Origin of the sequence: Streptomyces anatolicus (genome assembly GCF_019400875.1) — a bacterium.
In the GTDB taxonomy this organism is placed as follows: domain Bacteria; phylum Actinomycetota; class Actinomycetes; order Streptomycetales; family Streptomycetaceae; genus Streptomyces; species Streptomyces anatolicus.
The window spans coordinates 1-17865 of sequence record NZ_WMBF01000098.1 but is presented as its reverse complement, the minus strand read 5'-3'; the positions used below and the strand labels follow the sequence as shown (position 1 = coordinate 17865).

Sequence of the window (17865 nt, the reverse complement as noted above, 5' to 3'; positions counted from 1 at the left end):
TCGTTGGGTGAGGCGTGGGTGTCGGGGGTGGAGGTGGAGTGGCCCGCGGTGTTCGCGGGCCGGGGGGCACGGGTGGTGGACCTGCCCACCTACGCCTTCCAGCGGCGCCGCTACTGGCTGAACGCCCCCTCGCACGAGGCGCCCGCGGGGGAGGCGCCCTCGATCGACCTCCCCGCAGACGACGAGCAACTCGTCCCCCTGTCGGAGAAGCTCGCCGCGCTTCCCGCCGACGAGGCCGAAGCACTCGTGCTGGACCACGTCCTGGAGAAGGTCGCCGTCGTACTCGGACACCCCTCCGCCGAAATCCTCGACCCCGACCAGAAATTCGGGGAGATCGGATTCGACTCGATGCTCTCGGTGGAGCTGAGCAAACGGCTGGCCGCGACGACCGGAGTCAAACTGAGGGCGAATGTGGTGCTGCGCCACCCGACGCCGAGACTGATCACCGCGCACATCATGTCCGCGATGACCGGCCGCGATTCGCGGTAATCCGCCGGCACTCCGGAAACCCTCAGCGCCCTGGGATCCCGCGCCGCGCGGGATGTCCCGCCGGCGGGACACCGCAAGCCGACGGCGGCCCGTCCCGCCCCGGAACCCAACTGTCTTGACCCGCTGATCCGCCTTCATGAAGGTGGAGGCGATCTGTGAATTCCTCCGCTTCCCGGGCCTATTTGTTGAGGGGTTGATCCGTTTGCGTTCATTCGACGCACCGGCTGCGCACAAAGGGATGTGGCTGGCGCAGAAAATGGCTTCCGATTCACTGAACCACGCGATGATCATGTGGGATGTGGACGGCGAGCTGGACACGGCGGCCATGGAATCCGCGTTCCGGCACGTACTGGACGAGGCCGAAGTGCTGCGGGTCAACTTCGTCGACGACGGCGGCGGGCTGCGGATGGTCCCCCGGGAGCTGGGGGACTGGCAGCCGTTCTCCCTGGACTTCAGCGCCGAGTCCGACCCCGAGCAGGCCGCGCGCGAAGCGCTGGCCGAGATGGTGCGCCAACCCTTCGACCTGGAGCGGGATCTGCTGTTCCGCCTTGGCGTGGTCCGACTCGCGGCGACCCGCTCGCTGGTGGTGATCGCCTACCACCACCTGATATCGGACGGGTATGGGGCGGCAGGACTCCTCTCGCGGCGCCTCGCCGAGGTGTACACGGCACTGGCACGGGGTGAGAAGGCACCGGAGCCACCGCATTCGTGGGACACCGAATCGTTCACGAACGAGGCAGCGGAATACCACGCCTCCCCGAAATTCGCCGAGGACACGGAATTCTGGCGCGACTACCTCAAGGACTCGCCCGCGCCCGCGCAGGTACCGCGCCCGGCCCTGCCCGAGCCGGCGCGGACCGCGCTCTCCGCACCCCTGAGCAGCGCCGACCGCTGGTCGGAAGTGGCGGGCTCCCTCGGCATGGTGAGCCGGACCCTGACCGTCCCGCGCGCCGAGGCGGACGCGTGGACCGAGGCCGCGAAGGCCATGGGCGTGTGGATGTCGTCGATGCTCACCGCGGCCACGGCGGTGTTCCTCCGGCACCGCTGCGACCGCCCCGACTTCCTCTTCTCGCTGGCCGTGGGCAACCGGGTCGGGGCAGCGAGCAGGACACCCGCTCTCGCGGTGAACGTGGTGCCGGTACGGGTGAGGGTTCCGCTCGGCGCGACCCTCACCGAGCTCGCCGACGCGCTGGGTGACGAGACGTACGAGATCTTCGACCACACCGCCTGCCACTACTCCGAGATCCAGCGTGCGAGCGGCGCCGCCCTGAGCGACCGCGGCAGCTTCGGCGCCGTCGTGAACGTCACCGAGTTCGCGGAGCAACTGCACTTCGCCGACCACCCGGCGCGCTACCTCTGCGCGACGACCGGCACCTTCGACGAACTGTCGATCGCGGTCGGCACCGACGGAAGCCCCGACAGCGACCTGTGCTTCCGGCTCGACGCCCCCGCGGGCCTGTACTCCCGCGCGGACCTGCACGCCATCGGCGCGGACCTGATCGCTCACATCCGTGCCCTGCTGGCCGCCGGCCCCCAGACGCCGGTCGGCGCCCTCGACGTGTTGAGCGGCGCCGAGCGGGACCAGGTGCTGGCGGCACCCCACGCGACGGACGCGCCGTTGCCGGGACTGGCCCTTCCGGAGCTGTTCGCCCGCCAGGTGGAGCGGACGCCCGACGCCGTCGCCATGGAGGCCGGGGACGCGGTGGTCTCGTACCGGGAACTGGACGAACGGTCGAGCCGCCTCGCCGAGGCGCTGCGACGTCGCGGCCTCGGCCCCGAGACGGTCACGGCGGTGGCCCTGCCGCGCTCGGTGGACCTGGCCGTCGCCCTGCTGGGGATCGCGAAGGCGGGCGGAGCCTACCTGCCGGTGGACCCGGCGCTTCCGGCGGCGCGGATCACGTCGGTGGTCGGCGACTCCTCGGCGCGCGCACTGCTCACCGATCCGACGACAGCCGAAGCGCTCGCCGCGGACCTCGGACTCCCCGCGCTCCTGTTCGGCGACATCTGCGCGGAGGCCGCGGACGGAGACGCGGAGCGAGGTGTTCCGGCCCCGGTGCACCGGGACAACCTGCTCGCCGTGGTGCACGGCTCCACGGCGGCCGGCGCGCCCACAGGCGTCGCGGTGACGCACCGGAACATGGAGCGGTTCGCCCTCGACCGCCACTGGCAGGAAGACGGCCCCCACACCGTGCTGTGGCATGCGCCGCACACCTCCGACGCGCTCGCCCTCGAACTGTGGGTGCCCCTGCTGAACGGCGGCCGGGTGGTCGTCGCTCCTCCCGGACAGCTCGACATCGACGCGCTGACCGAGCTGCGAGAGGAGCACCAGGCCTCCACGACATGGCTGCCCACGGCCCAGTTCGCGGCGGTCTCGGCGGAACGCCCCGAGCGGCTCGCCGGATTCCGCGAGGTGTGGGTCGGCGGTGACCGCGTGCCCGAGGCCGCGGTGCGCCGGGTGCGGGAGGCCTGCCCCGGGCTGACGGTCGTCAACGGCCCCGGCCTGACGGCGCCGACACTGTGCGCACGGCCCATGGACAACACCGCTCTCTATGTGCTGGGACCGGGCCTCGCGCCGGTCCCCGTCGGCGTGACCGGAGAGCTGTACGTGGCCGGGCCCGCGGTGGCACGCGGTCATGCCGGGCGACCCGGGCAGACGGCGGAGCGGTTCGTGCCCTGTCCGTTCGGTCCGGCCGGCGCGGTCATGTACCGCACCGGAGAGCGGGCGCGCTGGGGGGCCGACGGCCTGGTGGAGTACGTGGGCCGGGTCGGCGCCCAGGCGGAGATACGGGGCGTCCGCGTCGAAGTGGCCGAGGTCGAGGAGGCGCTGGCCGAGCACCCCGGGCTCGCGCAGGCCGTCGTGGTCGCGGGCAAGGACGACTCCGGGCAGCAGCGCCTGGTCGCCTACGTGGTTCCGGCGGGCGGCCGTGACCACGGGGACGGCCTCGCGGTCGAGGAGCTGCGCCGCTTCGCCGCCGGACGGTTGCCGGAGTACATGGTGCCGTCGCTGTTCATGGTCCTCGAACGCCTGCCGCTGACGCCCGGCGCCAGGGTGGACCGCGCCGCACTGCCGGAGCCCGCCTTCGACGACGGACGGCGGTACCGCGCACCGCGCAACCACACCGAGCAAGTGCTGACCGAGGCCTTCGCCGACGTACTCGAAGTGGACCGGGTGGGCATCGACGACGACTTCTTCGACCTCGGCGGCAACTCGCTGCGGGCCATCAGGCTGGTCGGTCTGATCCGGGCCCAGCTGAACCAGGAGGTGTCCATCCGCACCCTCTTCGCGGTACGCACCGTCGCCGGTCTGTCGGACACGTGGAAGGACCTCGCCCAGTCCAGCAGGCCGACCCTGCGCCGAAGGACGAAGGAAGGCGAAGTCCTCTGAACGAAGGCGTGGACGAGAAGGCTTCCGCACGAAGGCTTCCGCACGAGAAGGCCGAGGTGGGTTCATGACGTCAGAGGCGCACGGGACAGAGGGGAAGAACGAGGTGGGGCACACCGGCATGGAGACGGATGTGGTGATCGCGGGCGCCGGGCCGACCGGCCTGATGCTCGCCTGCGAACTGCGGCTGGCGGGCGCCGACGTGGTGGTGGTCGAACGACTCGCGGAGCGGACCGGCGAGTCACGGGCCGGCGGGATGCACTCCCGCACCCTGGAGGTGCTTGACCAGCGCGGCATCCTGGACCGCTTCCTGGCGGTGGGCGAACTCCAGGGGGTGGGCCACTTCTCCGGACTGCGCCTGGAGTTCGACGAGTTCGAGTCCCGCCACCCCTATCCGCTGATGATCCTGCAGTCCACGATCGAACAGCTCCTGGAGGAGTGGGCGGCCGAACTCGGTGTGCGCGTGCGCTGGTCCTCCGAGGTGAGCGGCATCCGCCAGGACGAGACCGGTGTGACGGTCGAGCTGGGGACGGCCCAGAGCGCACCGGCGACGCTACGCGCCCGCTACCTCGTGGGCTGCGACGGCGGGCGCAGCACCGTGCGCAAGCTGGCGGGCATCGACTTCCCCGGCACTCCGGCCACGATGACCTCGCTGATCGGCGACGTCGAACTCCCCGACCTGCCCGAGGACTACATCTGGGGACGGCGCTGCCCGGGCGGAGACTATTCGGTGATCGCCTTCGAACCGGGCTGGTACCGGCTGATCACCACCGAGCACGGCCGCGTCGCGGACCGCGACGAACCGACGACGTTCGAGCAGCTCCGCGACTCGCTGATCAGGATCGCCGGCACGGACTACGGCATGCACAGCCCGCGCTGGGTATCCCGGTTCAGCGACGCCGCACGACAGGCCGCCCGGTACCGGGAGGGCCGCGTCCTGCTCGCGGGCGACGCGGCGCACATCCACTTCCCGGCCGGCGGGCAGGGACTGAACATGGGAGTGCAGGACGCGGTCAACCTCGGCTGGAAACTCGCCTCGGTGGTACGCGGACAGGCACCCGAGAGCTTGCTGGACAGCTACCACGCCGAGCGCCACCCCGTCGGCGAGCGCGTGCTGCACAACACCCGGGCGCAGGCGGCCCTTGCCCGCCCCGGCGCCCATTCGGACGCGCTGCGCGACGTGTTCGCCTCGCTCATCGTCTTCGACGACGTCAACCAGTATCTGCGGGGCATGCTCACGGCACTGGACATCCGCTACCCGGCCGACTGCGACCATCTGCTGGCCGGCCGCCGGGTCCCCGACGCCGACCTCAAGACGACGGACGGCGCCACCCGCGTCCACGAACTGCTGCACGGCGCCCGCCCCGTCCTGCTCGACCTGCGCGGCAGCGCCCACGTGGTGGCGGCGGCCGAGGGCTGGACCGATCGCGTCGACATCGTCGAGGCGCGGAGCGAGGACGACCACTGGCCCGTCCCGGCCGTCGGCGAGGTCCCCGCTCCCAGCGCGCTGCTCATCCGCCCCGACGGCCACGTCGCCTGGGCGGCGGGCGCCGGCGGCGCGTCCGACACCTCCGCGCTGCGGGCCGCCCTCACCACCTGGTTCGGTCCGGCGTCACGGGGGTGAGTCACCGCCCGCCCGTGCGCTCGCGTCCCGCCGACGGGACACGAACGGTCCACCGGAGATCCGAACAAACGCATCGCACCTTCATGCCAGCGGGAGAATGCTATGAGTGATCGTGAACACGAGACCTACGACGTGGTCGGCATTGGGTTCGGTCCCTCCAACCTGTCACTCGCCATCGCCCTGGAGGAATTCCGGGCGAAGGACGCGCAGAACCAGATCAACGCCCTTTTCCTGGAGCGGCAGTTGTCGTTCGGCTGGCACCGCAACATGCTGCTGCCGTCGGCGACCATGCAGATATCGTTCCTCAAGGACCTCGTCACCTTCCGCAATCCGACGTCGAGTTTCAGCTTCATCGCGTATCTGCACGAGTCGGGGCGGCTCCCGCAGTTCGTCAACAACCAGGACTTCTTCCCCACGCGCCAGGAGTTCCACCAGTACCTGGAGTGGGCGCAGGCGCGGGTGGCCGATCGCATCGCGTACGACTCGAAGGTGACGGCGATCCGACTGCCACCGGGGGCCGACGCCGAGCGGGCGGACCGGTTGCGCCTCGAGGTGGCGGACGCCACCGGCCGGACCGGCCGCGTGGTCGAGGCGCGCAACGTGGTGATCTCGACGGGCCTCGTCCCGAGCATGCCGGAGGGAACCGAGCGCGACGAACGGGTGTGGCACAGCTCCGAGTTCCTGGAGAAGTACCACCGGGCGGACCCCGGGGAGCTGCGCCGGGTGGCGGTCGTCGGGGCGGGCCAGAGCGCCGCCGAGATCACCAGGTTCCTGTACGACGAGCTTCCGCACGCCGAGGTGTGGGCGGTCATTCCGTCCTACGGCTACTCCGTCGCGGACGACACCCCCTTCGCCAACCAGATCTTCGACCCGGGGGCCGTCGACGACTACTACTTCGGCACCGACCAGACACGCGAGGCGTTCTGGCGGTACCACCGCAACACGAACTACTCCGTCGTCGACGACGAGGTGATCAGGGCGCTGTACCGCAGGGCGTACGACGACGAGGTACGGAACGTCGAACGCCTCCACTTCCTCAACCTGTCGCGGGTCACCGGCGTGAAGCGCGTCGGCGCCGAGACCCGCGTCTCCCTGCAGGTGGGCCCCGACGCCGAAGTACGCGAACTGGACTTCGACGCTCTCATCTGTGCCACCGGCTACCAGACGATGGAGCCCACGGGCCTGCTCGGCGAACTCGACCGGCACTGCCTGCGGGACGAGGCGGGCCGGTACCGCGTGGAGCGTGACTACCGCATCGTCACCGATCCGGAGCTGCGGTGCGGCATCTACCTTCAGGGCGGCACCGAACACACCCACGGCCTGACCTCGTCGCTGCTGTCGAACATCGCCGTACGGAGCGGTGAGATCGCCGACTCGATCATCTCCCGGTGCGCGGAGCGGGCCGCCGAGCCCGCGCTGCGATGAGGAGTCCGGTGGAAGAGCAGTGGATACGCCGCTTCCGTGACGACGACGCGTACGGCACGAAACTCGTCTGCTTCCCCCACGCCGGCGGCTGGGCCAGCGCGTACCGCACCTGGCCCGTGGGCCTGCCCGCGGACGCCGGTGTGCTCGCCATCAGGTACCCGGGCCGGGAGGACCGGCACGGCGAGCCGTTCCCGTCGGGGATCGAGGCCCTCGCGGACGACATCGCCGATGCGCTCAGCGAGCTGGCGCGGTGCCGGTTGGTGCTGTTCGGCCACAGCATGGGGGCCTCGGTGGCGCATGAGGTGGCGCTGCGGCTTCACGAGCGGGGGCGTCCGCCGGCCGCCCTGTGCGTGTCCGGCAGACGCCCGCCCCACGCGATGGGCGGCATCCGGCGGCACTTCGGCTCCGACGAGAAGATCATCGCGGACATCCTGCGCTTCGACCAGAGCCGCGCCCCGGTCTTCGCCGACCCCGATCTGCGGGAGTTGGTGCTCCCCGCCGTCCGCGCCGACTACCGGCTCGTGGACGCGTACCGCGGCGGCCACCGGCCTCCGCTCGACTGCCCGGTGTACGGCTACACCGGCGACGCCGATTCCGAGGTGACCCCGGAGCAGATGCGCGGCTGGGCCGACATGACGCACGACGCCTTCCGGCTCCGGGTGCTGCCCGGCGGGCATTTCTACCTCGTGCCCCAGGAGGCCGCGCTCCTTGCGGACCTGAGTGATGTACTGCGCCACGCCAAGCACCGCACCGAGGCGGCCTCTTGAGGCACGGCCCACGCCGGTGAGGCACGGTCCATCGCGTTCCTGAAGCCGGTTTCACTCCGCGCGGGAACGCTCCACCACGACGTCGCCGATCACGGTCCGGGCCTCGACGCACACGACGTCGTCGGCCTGCTCGTGCGCCACCAGGAGCGAGAGGGCCGTGGAGACGGTGCCCGCGGCGGAGTCGAGGGCCAGACGGGCACCGCTGGTCTCGGCCACACCGACGCGGATGCTGCCGAACGTGGTGGTGACGCTCACGGAACCTCGCCGCACCTCCCCGACGCCGATGTCACCGTGGCTCGTCCGGGCCTCCACGTCGGTGTGCGCCCGGCCGATCCAGACGGTCCCTCGCTCCGCGTACAGCCGGGCGGCACCGCGCACCTCCTCCACCGTCGCGTCGCTCTCGCCCTTCGCGCTGACCGTGGTGCTGCCCTCGATCAGCCCCAGACGGACGTCGCCACGGTCCGCCGTGGCCTCGACCGTGCCGACCGCCCGGTCGACCGTGATGTCCCCGAGGGCGGCGCCCAGGCGCAGGCTGCCGGTGTGGTGGAGCCTGATGTGCCCGAGGCCCGTGCTGAGCCGGCACTCGCCCAGCTCTCCCGCTCCGAGGAAGTCCGCGCACATCCCCCGTCCGTGCAGGCTCGATCCGGTGGGCACGGTGATCACCACGATGACGGCGCCACCGCCGCACCCCGGTTCCGGGGCGGTCACGGTCAGCCGGCCGTCGGCGAAGTCGATGTGCAGCCGCTCGGCGGTCCGCACGTCGTCCTCATCGTCGCTGTCGCGCGGATACGCCTCGACGGTCGTGTCGGCGCGGTCGCTCGCGACGATCCGTACCTGGCCGCACACGAGGCTGAGCACCACCCGCACAGGTGAGGGTGTCTCGAACGTCGGCATGGCGGGGCCGCCTTCGGGAGTCTGCGGAGGCTCGGTTACGGCCCCGGTCCACCGGGGCTCGAGCCCGTACGGCCAGCACCGCGCGTCCGGCACTGGCACCACGTGGTGCCACACTAGCGCCATCACGGCGCGGGCGGGATCCCGGGGTGTGGAACGTGCTCGGGCAGTGAGCGGAATCGGTCACGTAAGCGACGGGGCAACCCGCCGGTTGGGCGTCAAGGATGGCATTCGCCGCCGGTGCGTGCTGTGCGAAAAGGAAGTTGACGGTGGGTCAGGCGACGAGAAGGAGCCAAAGTCGGCTCGTCCGGCGTGTCGCGGTCGGCGCGTGCCGGATCCCCGGTGTCTCGATGTCGCCCATCGCGCGCCAAAGTGGCGCGGATTGGCGGTACGTATGGCGCCAGCTGGTGCGAGGATGGCGAGGGCGGCTCGACCGCACGCCGCCCGCTACGGCACTCGTTGAGCCGTGTCGGGAGGCGGCGCCGCGGCGGAGCCGTGCAGGCGTTGGTAGGTGTACGCCGCCGAGACGAGGGCCATGTGGTGGTACCAGCCGGGGAAGGAACGCCCCTCGAAGTCGAGCAGTCCGAAGTCCCGCCGCATGGAGCCGATCGCCTCCGCCGTCCCGGCGTGCAGCGCGGTGATCGAGGAGACCTCGGCGAGCGTGTGGTGGGCGAGGCTGGTGAGCCACAGCGGGCCCGGGGCGCCGGTGGGGTCCGCCTCGGTGTAGAGCCGGTAGAGAGGGCCGGGGGCGCGCCCTGGGGGGCCGCCGGTCAGACGGACGAGCGAGGTCTGGAAACGCGCGGGGCGCCTCTCCTTGCCGAGCGACAGGACGACGGCCGAATCCGGGCTCTGCCCGGAGAGCAGGGACTTCGCGCTCACCGGTGCCGAGGCGCCCTCGCCCGCGGCCAGCACCGCGAGGTACGGCGGCACCGCCACGACGAAGTCGCGGTGTCGTCTGGCGAGTCCGCGCAGCAGATACCCGACGTCGGGCTCGTCGCTCATGTCGACGAGGACGACGGAGGAGGGGGAGTCCGAGCGGGCCGCGAGCCGGTCGACGAGTCGCAGGGCGTCCGCCCACATCGGCCGGTACTGCTCGCCGTCCGGTATCCGCGCCTCCCTGCGCCGCGCGGGGTCCTGCGTCCAGGTCGTCGACAGGTGCAGACACCAGTCGACGGGAAACTGGGCGTCGCCCACGCACCAGAAGGAGCCCAGCCCCAGCTGGCAGTTGAGGGTGCGGCCCGAGGACCGGTCGAAGTAGCGGTGGACGCCCACCGACCGGTCGCCCCGCTTGGGCAGGACGGCCCGGCCGATGGACCAGACGGGCCCGGGGCGGCGGCCGGCCACCCAGTGGGTGAGCTCCTCCATGACCTCGTCGAAGTCCCACGGGCTGAGGCTGACGAACTGGCGCAGTGACTGGGCGACGGACGGGTCGCGGGAGATCGCGGTGGCGAGCCGGCGCACGGACTTCTTGCCCGGCGTGACGAGCAGCCCCTTCAGATAGGCGTGCGCCCACTTGCGTTGGTCGGTCCGGCGCAGGCTCTTGAAGATCGTGCCGCTGAAGAGATCCAGAGGAAGGGCCGGAGTGCGGGCGTAGGCCACGTCTCCGGAAGCCGACGAGGTGCCTGCTTGGGTCGTCCGCATGCCGCAATAACTCCCCCGAGGCTACTGAGCGTTGTGGGGAGAGAGTGTAGGGCGCGCTCTAGTGTGGTGCCAGAGGCTGGAGTTTGGCTGACTTGTTGTGGCGCCTCTCCTGGCGCGTACTCCCGGGCGTTCGGTGGGGGGCGTTCGGCGGCGGGCGTGACGGGCCGCGGCGGTGACGCGGAGGGCGGGCCGTGGCGCGGCGGACACTGTAAGTCGTCACAGGCCTTGTACGCCTGCTCAATTCACGCCAATCGGCGGACTGGATCACCGCGTAAGAGAAGCGCTAGAACTCCGCAAAGTAGTGTTCAAGGACGCCAAGATCCTTGAATTGGCATCGATGTCAGGATCTACTCGGAGAGCGGTAGCTGGCCCTCCCGGCCGGAACGGGGACCGCGCAATGTCCGGTTCATTCGGGTCGGCAGTACTCATCTGCGAGTAGTGGCCACCGCATTTGGCATGCGTTCAGAAAACGGGGTGGAACGCTTTCCGTATTCGATGGGGAGCCACCGCGAAACCGCTCGGTCGATACGCACCTTGAGACGGAGGCGTGATGACACAGCAGGTCGAGAACTGCCAGGATTCCAAGCCGACCATGTTCGGCAGAACCGCAGGGCCCGGGGAAAGGCCCCGAAGAGCCGGCGGGGCGCAGGCGCGGCGCGAACAGGTACTCACGACAAACGTGGGATTACACATACCCATAGGACTGGCCTTCGAGGAATGGGAACGCGCCGGACGTCAGCTCTCCGGGCTTCTCAACTCCTCGTCATGGTGGCTCGGTGACTGGCTCGTCTACGGCAAGGACCACTATGCCGACCGCTATGAACTGGGCATCAGGGCGGCCGGTCTCCAATACCAGACGCTGCGCAATTACGCCTGGGTCTCCCGACGGTTCGAGGTGGAGCGCCGGCGGCACGCGCTCAGCTTCCAGCACCATGCCGAGCTGGCGTCCTTGCACGTCGAGGAACAGGACGCCTGGCTCGACCGTGCCGAGCGGATGAAGTGGAGCACCAAGCAGCTGCGTCAGGCCCTCAAGGCCGAGCGCGACGGCACGACGCAGGAGCAGGACGCGGTGGCGACGACGCGCCGGCTCGCGGTCCCCGACAACCGGCTCCAGTGGTGGCACAAGGCGGCGGTCGAAGCCGGCACCGAGCTGGGGGACTGGGTGACGGCCACGCTCGACGCCGCGGCCGACCAGGTGCTGAGGGAGACGGGTCGGTCGCTCCCCGTCGAGTGACCGGCCCGGCCGCCGGGGTCCGCACACGCTTCGGCGTATGCGGACCCCGCGGCACGCGAGGGGCCGTCACGGCAGGCGGTTCATGAGCTCCGCGGTCTGCGCGTGCCGGGTGCAGCCGCGCTCGGCGAACGACCGCACGACCCGGTCGCGGATCTCGGGGCTCTGTTCCTGGCTGAGTTTGAACATTCCCTCGGCCTTGCTCACCCGGACCCGGAAGGCGCCGACGGCCGGCACTATCTTACGGAAATAGTCGATGGATCGGGTCATGTCCCAGTTGTCGCCCAATTCTTTCTCGAAGGCCTGCACCGTGGCCTGGACGACATCCAGCGTCTCCTCCGTCGATTCGATCCGCTCCACCACGCCGTGGACGTGCACCGAGGTGAAGTCCCAGGTTGGGGCGGCGGGTGTGATGTCGTAGACGGTGGGCGAAACATAGGCGTGCGGACCGGTGAACGTCAGCAGAACCACCGTCCCCGTGTCCAGCGCCTTCCAGTGCGGATTGGCCCGGTTCAGGTGCCCCAGCAGAAGCATGCCCGCCAAGTCCGAAACGGGTTGTCCCGTCCACTGTGGGTCGGTGATGACCGGAAGGTGAGTGGCGAACGGCCCCTCGGTGGGCGGCCCATTGCTGGCCGCCAGTGCCAGCGGGTTCTCACGCATCAGGTCCAGCATCCACGAGACGTCCGGTTCCCGGTATTGGCTGGGCACGAACATGCAGCACTCACCTTTCGGGGTGTGACGAGAACGGTGACTCCGAGAACGGCGACTCTGCGGCGTCGCTTCCGTGGAGCGCGCGGAATTGATGCGGCGAGTAACGAAGAAATCGCCGCGTTGTCCTGTTGGCAGGACAACGGGGGTATTCCATCGTGGCGCCCCGTCGTCTCCGGCGCAATGAAGGGAAGGTTCGGCCATGCCGGGAAAGCGCAGAGGGACCCGTCGGCCTTACAAGCCCGCGCAGTCGGGGCAGTGCCCCCGGTACGTCACCTCGACCTCGGAGACGGTGTAGCCGAACCGCTCCGAGTCCGGCAGGTCGGTCAGCGGGTCGCCGCCGGGGTGGACGTCCCGGATCGTGCCGCACTCCGAGCAGACCAGGTGCTGGTGGGGGCGGTGGGCGTTCGGGTCGTAGCGCTTGGCGCGGCCGTGGGCCGTCACCTCGACCACCTCGCCGAGCGAGACCAGCTCGCCGAGGGTGTTGTAGACCGTGGCGCGGGAGATCTCCGGCAGCCGGGCCGTGGCGCGCGCGAGCACCTCGTCGGCGGTGAGGTGGACATGGTCGCCGGTGAGCACCTCGGCGACCACCCGGCGCTGAGCGGTCATCCGCCAGCCGCGTCCGCGCAGCCGTTCCACCAAGTCACTCATGGCCACCAGCCTTCATGTGCCTCGTCGGTGTGTGTCGTCAGTGTGCGTCGTCCGCCCGTCGAGTGCGGCGTCCGGCGAATGAATCCGTATCGGCCTGTTCGTCGTATTGACTTGGACTAAGTCCATCGTAGGATCGGATCCGGCCGATAGCCAAGGCATAGGGCAACAACGGGGAAAGACACGTGACTTCAGCAGCCGGGTCCGCCCTGGGGGCCTGTGTCCGACGGTGCAGCCGTCCGCAGTTCCGAGCATCGTGATCCGCCCCGTCCGGAAGGATTCCCATGACTGAGAACCATGACGCGATCGTCACCGACCCCAAGCCGGAGGAGGTGACCGGCTGTCCGGTCGCGCACGGGCGTGCCCCGCACCCGACCCAGGGCGGCGGAAACCGCCAGTGGTGGCCGGAGCGGCTGAACCTGAAGATCCTCGCGAAGAACCCCGCCGTGGCCAACCCGCTCGGCGAGGAGTTCGACTACGCCGAGGCGTTCAAGGCCCTCGATCTGCCGGCCGTGAAGCGGGACATCGCGGAGGTCCTGACGACCTCGCAGCCCTGGTGGCCCGCCGACTTCGGCCACTACGGCCCGTTCATGATCCGGATGGCCTGGCACAGCGCGGGCACCTACCGGATCAGTGACGGCCGCGGCGGCGCGGGTGCGGGCCAGCAGCGCTTCGCGCCGCTCAACAGCTGGCCGGACAACGCGAGCCTGGACAAGGCCCGCCGCCTGCTGTGGCCGGTCAAGAAGAAGTACGGCCAGAGCATCTCGTGGGCCGACCTCATGATCCTCACCGGCAACGTGGCCCTGGAGTCGATGGGCTTCGAGACCTTCGGGTTCGCCGGTGGCCGCGCGGACGTCTGGGAGCCCGACGAGGACGTCTACTGGGGCCCCGAGACCACCTGGCTCGGCGACGAGCGCTACACCGGCGACCGCGAGCTCGAGAACCCCCTCGGCGCCGTCCAGATGGGCCTCATCTACGTCAACCCCGAGGGCCCGAACGGCAATCCGGACCCGCTCGCCGCGGCCCGCGACATCCGCGAGACGTTCCGTCGGATGGCGATGAACGACGAGGAGACCGTCGCCCTGATCGCCGGCGGCCACACCTTCGGCAAGACGCACGGCGCGGGCCCGGCCGACCACGTCGGCGACGACCCCGAGGCCGCCCCGATGGAGCAGCAGGGCCTCGGCTGGAGGAGTTCCTACGGCACCGGCAAGGGCGCCGACACGATCACCAGCGGCCTTGAGGGCATCTGGACGAACACGCCGATCACGTGGGACAACAGCTTCTTCGAGATCCTCTTCGGCTATGAGTGGGAGCTGTTCAAGAGCCCCGCGGGCGCGCACCAGTGGCGGCCGAAGGACGGCGCAGGTGCCGGGACCGTCCCCGACGCCCACGACGGTTCGAGGACCCACGCGCCGACGATGCTGACGACGGACCTCTCGCTGCGGTTCGACCCGGCGTACGAGCAGATCTCGCGCCGCTTCCTCGCGAACCCCGCCGAGTTCGCGGACGCGTTCGCACGCGCCTGGTTCAAGCTGACCCACCGCGACATGGGCCCGGTCGCGCGCTACCTCGGCCCGGAGGTCCCGGCGGAGACGCTGGTGTGGCAGGACCCCCTGCCCGAGGCGGCGCACGAGGTCATCGACGCCGCGGACATCGCCGCCCTCAAGGGGCAGATACTTGCCTCCGGCCTCTCCGTGTCGCAGCTGGTCTCCACCGCGTGGGCCGCGGCCTCCTCCTTCCGGGGCAGCGACAAGCGCGGCGGCGCCAACGGCGCCCGCATCCGTCTGGAGCCGCAGAGCGGCTGGGAGGTCAACCAGCCCGACCGCCTCGCCACGGTCCTGCGCACCCTTGAGGGCATCAAGGAGGCCTTCGACTCCGCGCAGAGCGGCGGCAAGCGGGTCTCGCTCGCCGACCTGATCGTGCTCGCCGGTGCCGCCGGTGTCGAACAGGCCGCCAAGGACGCCGGGTTCGACGTCGAGGTGCCCTTCACGCCGGGCCGGGTGGACGCGACGCAGGAGCAGACGGACGTCGAGTCGTTCGCCGCGCTCGAGCCGACCGCCGACGGGTTCCGCAACTACCTCGGCAAGGGCAACCGCTTGCCCGCCGAGTACCTGCTGCTCGACAAGGCCAACCTGCTGACCCTGAGCGCGCCCGAGCTGACGGTCCTCGTCGGTGGCCTGCGCGTCCTCGGCGCGAACTACCAGGAGACGCGGCACGGCGTCCTCACCACCAGCCCCGGGACGCTGACCAACGACTTCTTCGTCAACCTCCTCGACCTGGGCACGGAGTGGAAGTCGACGTCCGAGGCGCAGGACATGTTCGAGGGCCGCGACGCCGTCACCGGTGAGGTCAGGTGGACCGGCACCCGCGCCGACCTCGTCTTCGGCTCGAACTCCGAGCTGCGGGCGCTCGCCGAGGTCTACGCGAGCGATGACGCCAAGGAGAAGTTCGTGAAGGACTTCATCGCGGCGTGGGACAAGGTCATGAACCTCGACCGGTTCGACCTGGTCTGATCCGCGTACGTCCGCCGGGCCCGCCCGGACGGATCCGCGTACGTCGTCCGGGCCGGCCCGCGTGGGCCGGCCCGCACGTCAGCCGATCTCGACCACGCGTGCCCAGTCGGGCGGCAGGTCCGGCACGTAATCGGGGTCGTCCTCGTCCCACGACCCGTCGGAACTCTCCCGGGGGAAGAGGCCCACGACGGTCCGGCACGGCGGCCGTACGGCCGGCCACGGCGTCTGGCCGTCGGTCAGGACCACGATCACGTCCGGGCGCGGGTTCGACCGCAGCGCCCTGGCGAAGCCCGTCCGCAGATCCGTGCCCCCGCCGCCCATCAGCGGGATCCCCTCGCCCCGGCACAGCGGGTGCACCAGCTGGGCGGCCGCGTCGCACGGCAGCACGGAGACCAGGTCCCGGCGGCCGCCCACGGCACGGGAGACCGCCGCGACTTCGAGGAGCGCGCTGCCCAGTTCGGCGTCGCTGACCGAGCCGGAGGTGTCGATGACCACGCAGACCCGGGGCGGTCTGCGCCGCAGACTCGGCAGTACGACGCCGGGCACCCCGGCCGAGCGCCGCGCCGGTCTGCCGTACGTGTAGTCCTCACCCGCGCCGGGACCGGAGGCCGCCGAGCGTACGGCCGCGCCCAGCAACTCTCGCCACGGCTGCGGCGGATGGAACACCTCCTCGGCCCACCGCTGCCAGCCCTCCGGGGCGCTGCCGGGCCGCCCGGTGATGCCCCGCGCCACCCGGAACCGGACCGCGTCCCGCTCCTGAGCGCTGAGCCCGTGCGCGCCTTCGGGCCCCAGCTCCCACTCCCGCGCCAGCCCGTCGGCGCCGCTGCCGCAGTCGAGCCAGGCCAGGTGCTGTGTGCGCGGGCCGAGCCGGAACCGGCGCAGGTACTCCTCCATGAGCGCGCCCGGCGGCAGCCCCAACGACTGGGGTACGACGGCCCCTTCGGGCCGGACGAGACCGTCGCCGAACACGTCGTCGTTGATCTCCAGATCGGCGGCGATGTTCATCCGCAGCCGTTCCCCCGGGCCGCTCAGCCCGCGTTCCCGGGCGACCCGGTCGGCGCGCCCGTGGTGGTCGCGCAGCAGATGGGACACCTCGTGCACCCACACCCCGGCCAGTTCCTCCACCGGCGTCCGGTCCACGAACGCCGGTGAGACGTAGCACCGCCAGTGCCGGTCGACGGCCATCGTCGGTACCCGCCGCGACGCGACGGTGTGCAGGGCGAACAGGGCCGTGGCCAGATAGGGCCGGGCGCGGGCGGCGTGCAACCGGGCGGCGTACAGCTTGTCGAGGTCGAGCCTGTCGAGGGCCGGCGCGCCCGGCGCGTCCGTGGTCATCGGCGTGCCTGGGTGGCCGCGGCGGCCCGGGCCGCGGCGCGGTCGGCCCGCCGGGACAGGGAGACCGTTCCCGTGAGGCGTTCGATCGACTCCGGGACATCCCAGTCCGCGCGGCGCAGCGAGGCGAGCGTCGTCGCGGGGACGACCACCAGGTCCGGGGCGCCGGTCTCCACCGCCCGCACAAGAAGGGCCCATGCCGCCTCCCAGCGGGACTTGTCCGGCTTGCGGTGCACCGCGTCCACCACGCCGTCGAGCACGGCCTGGCGCAGGTCCCCCCGTTCGGGCAGCGCGGCGTTGGCCGGGTCGGCGAGGAGCGTCTCGGGGTCCGGGAGGTCCATCCGGTCCAGGCTCGCCAGGAGTTCGAACCCCGGGCCGTCCCCCACGGCGCCCCTGACGAGCAGGGAGAGCACCTCGCGGGACGAGCCGGCGGCGGTCGCGAAGGCGATCAGGCGCAGCGCCGTCTCCCAGCTGCGGGGGGAGGGCCAGGCGCCGCCCCGGCGCGTCTCGTTGCCGGGGAGCTGGTGGACGAGCCGGGGCCGGGCGGAGAGGAGTCCGCAGACCGCGCGCCGGGCGAAGGCCACGGCCTCCGGCAGCTTTTCCGGGGCGAGTCGGGGAAGGGTCGCCCGGGGCCAGGTGCCGCCGAGTCCGCGTACGACGACCTCGTGGTCGTGGGTCCACTGGAGATGGACGAACCGGTTGGCGAGGGGCGGGCTCAGCTCCCAGCCGTCGGCCGCCGAGGACCGGGGGTTGGCGGCGGCCACGATCCGCACGCCGGGCGGCAGGCGCAGGGCGCCGATCCGGCGTTCGAGGACGAGGCGGAGCAGGGCGGCCTGCACGGCCGGGGGCGCGGTGGACAGCTCGTCGAGGAAGAGCAGCCCGCGGCCGGCCCGCACCAGGCGCACGGCCCAGTCCGGCGGGGCCATCGGGACGCCGTGCTCCGCGGGGTCGTCGCCGACGACGGGCAGCCCGGAGAAGTCGGACGGCTCGTGGACGCTGGCGATCACCGTGGTCAGCGGCAGATCGAGGGTCGCGGCGAGCTGCGTCAGGGCGGCGGTCTTGCCGATGCCCGGCTCGCCCCACAGCAGTACGGGCAGATCGGCGGCGACGGCCAGGGTCAGGGCTTCCAGCTGGGTGTCGGGGCGCGGTTCGGTGGTGGTGTCCCGCAGCAGGGTCAGCAGGTCGTCGGCGACGTCGAGTTGGGCGGGGCC

At 71.2% G+C, this 17865-nt stretch carries 13 protein-coding genes; 7 read left to right on the top strand and 6 right to left on the bottom strand.

Annotated features, from left to right (window positions below; all coding sequences use genetic code 11):
• The 5 genes from GKQ77_RS12255 to GKQ77_RS12235 form a co-directional block, all read left to right on the top strand.
• Positions 1 to 489 (top strand): acyl carrier protein (locus GKQ77_RS12255; protein WP_258021219.1); only part of this gene is annotated, 489 nt, incomplete at its 5' end.
• A gap of 136 nt (positions 490 to 625) precedes the next feature.
• Positions 626 to 3874: an AMP-binding protein gene (locus tag GKQ77_RS12250; RefSeq protein WP_308117634.1), complete on the top strand. Its 3249-nt coding sequence runs from the start codon at positions 626 to 628 to the stop codon at positions 3872 to 3874.
• A 64-nt stretch (positions 3875 to 3938) separates the two neighbouring features.
• A complete protein-coding gene (locus GKQ77_RS12245) occupies positions 3939 to 5495 on the top strand; it encodes an FAD-dependent monooxygenase (RefSeq protein ID WP_219688741.1) in 1557 nt (518 codons plus the stop codon).
• Between the two features lie 102 nt (positions 5496 to 5597).
• Positions 5598 to 6920 carry a lysine N(6)-hydroxylase/L-ornithine N(5)-oxygenase family protein gene (locus GKQ77_RS12240; protein ID WP_219688740.1) on the top strand — a complete coding sequence of 441 codons (1323 nt, stop codon included), beginning with the start codon at positions 5598 to 5600 and terminating at the stop codon, positions 6918 to 6920.
• 8 nt (positions 6921 to 6928) lie between these two features.
• Positions 6929 to 7687 (top strand): thioesterase II family protein, encoded by a 759-nt coding sequence (locus tag GKQ77_RS12235; protein WP_219688739.1) that lies wholly within the window; start codon positions 6929 to 6931, stop codon positions 7685 to 7687.
• A gap of 51 nt (positions 7688 to 7738) precedes the next feature.
• Here the strand turns inward: GKQ77_RS12235 and GKQ77_RS12230 are convergent, their stop codons facing one another.
• Positions 7739 to 8581, bottom strand: coding sequence for a DUF4097 family beta strand repeat-containing protein (locus tag GKQ77_RS12230; RefSeq protein ID WP_219688738.1), 843 nt, complete (start codon positions 8579 to 8581; stop codon positions 7739 to 7741).
• Positions 8582 to 9025: 444 nt separating this feature from the next.
• Positions 9026 to 10219 carry an IS701 family transposase gene (locus tag GKQ77_RS12225; RefSeq protein WP_219688737.1) on the bottom strand — a complete coding sequence of 398 codons (1194 nt, stop codon included), beginning with the start codon at positions 10217 to 10219 and terminating at the stop codon, positions 9026 to 9028.
• Positions 10220 to 10898: 679 nt separating this feature from the next.
• Here GKQ77_RS12225 and GKQ77_RS12220 point away from each other — a divergent pair.
• A complete protein-coding gene (locus GKQ77_RS12220; protein WP_308117633.1) occupies positions 10899 to 11453 on the top strand; it encodes an LmbU family transcriptional regulator in 555 nt (184 codons plus the stop codon).
• A 66-nt stretch (positions 11454 to 11519) separates the two neighbouring features.
• Here the strand turns inward: GKQ77_RS12220 and GKQ77_RS12215 are convergent, their stop codons facing one another.
• Together GKQ77_RS12215 and GKQ77_RS12210 are read right to left on the bottom strand one after the other, a co-directional pair.
• Positions 11520 to 12164, bottom strand: coding sequence for an FMN-binding negative transcriptional regulator (locus GKQ77_RS12215; protein ID WP_219688736.1), 645 nt, complete (start codon positions 12162 to 12164; stop codon positions 11520 to 11522).
• A 228-nt stretch (positions 12165 to 12392) separates the two neighbouring features.
• On the bottom strand, positions 12393 to 12809 hold the full coding sequence (locus GKQ77_RS12210) for a Fur family transcriptional regulator (protein WP_219688735.1): 417 nt from the start codon (positions 12807 to 12809) through the stop codon (positions 12393 to 12395).
• 281 nt (positions 12810 to 13090) lie between these two features.
• Here GKQ77_RS12210 and katG point away from each other — a divergent pair, with 281 nt between their 5' ends.
• Positions 13091 to 15322 (top strand): catalase/peroxidase HPI, encoded by a 2232-nt coding sequence (gene katG, locus GKQ77_RS12205; RefSeq protein ID WP_219688734.1) that lies wholly within the window; start codon positions 13091 to 13093, stop codon positions 15320 to 15322.
• Positions 15323 to 15400: 78 nt separating this feature from the next.
• On the opposite strand, the gene GKQ77_RS12200 is transcribed toward katG, so the two are convergent.
• Complete coding sequence (locus tag GKQ77_RS12200; RefSeq protein ID WP_219688733.1) at positions 15401 to 16657, bottom strand: vWA domain-containing protein; 1257 nt, start codon at positions 16655 to 16657, stop codon at positions 15401 to 15403.
• Positions 16654 to 17865: AAA family ATPase (locus tag GKQ77_RS12195; RefSeq protein WP_258021215.1), on the bottom strand; the 1212-nt coding region annotated here is incomplete at its 5' end. The genes GKQ77_RS12200 and GKQ77_RS12195, both read right to left, overlap by 4 nt.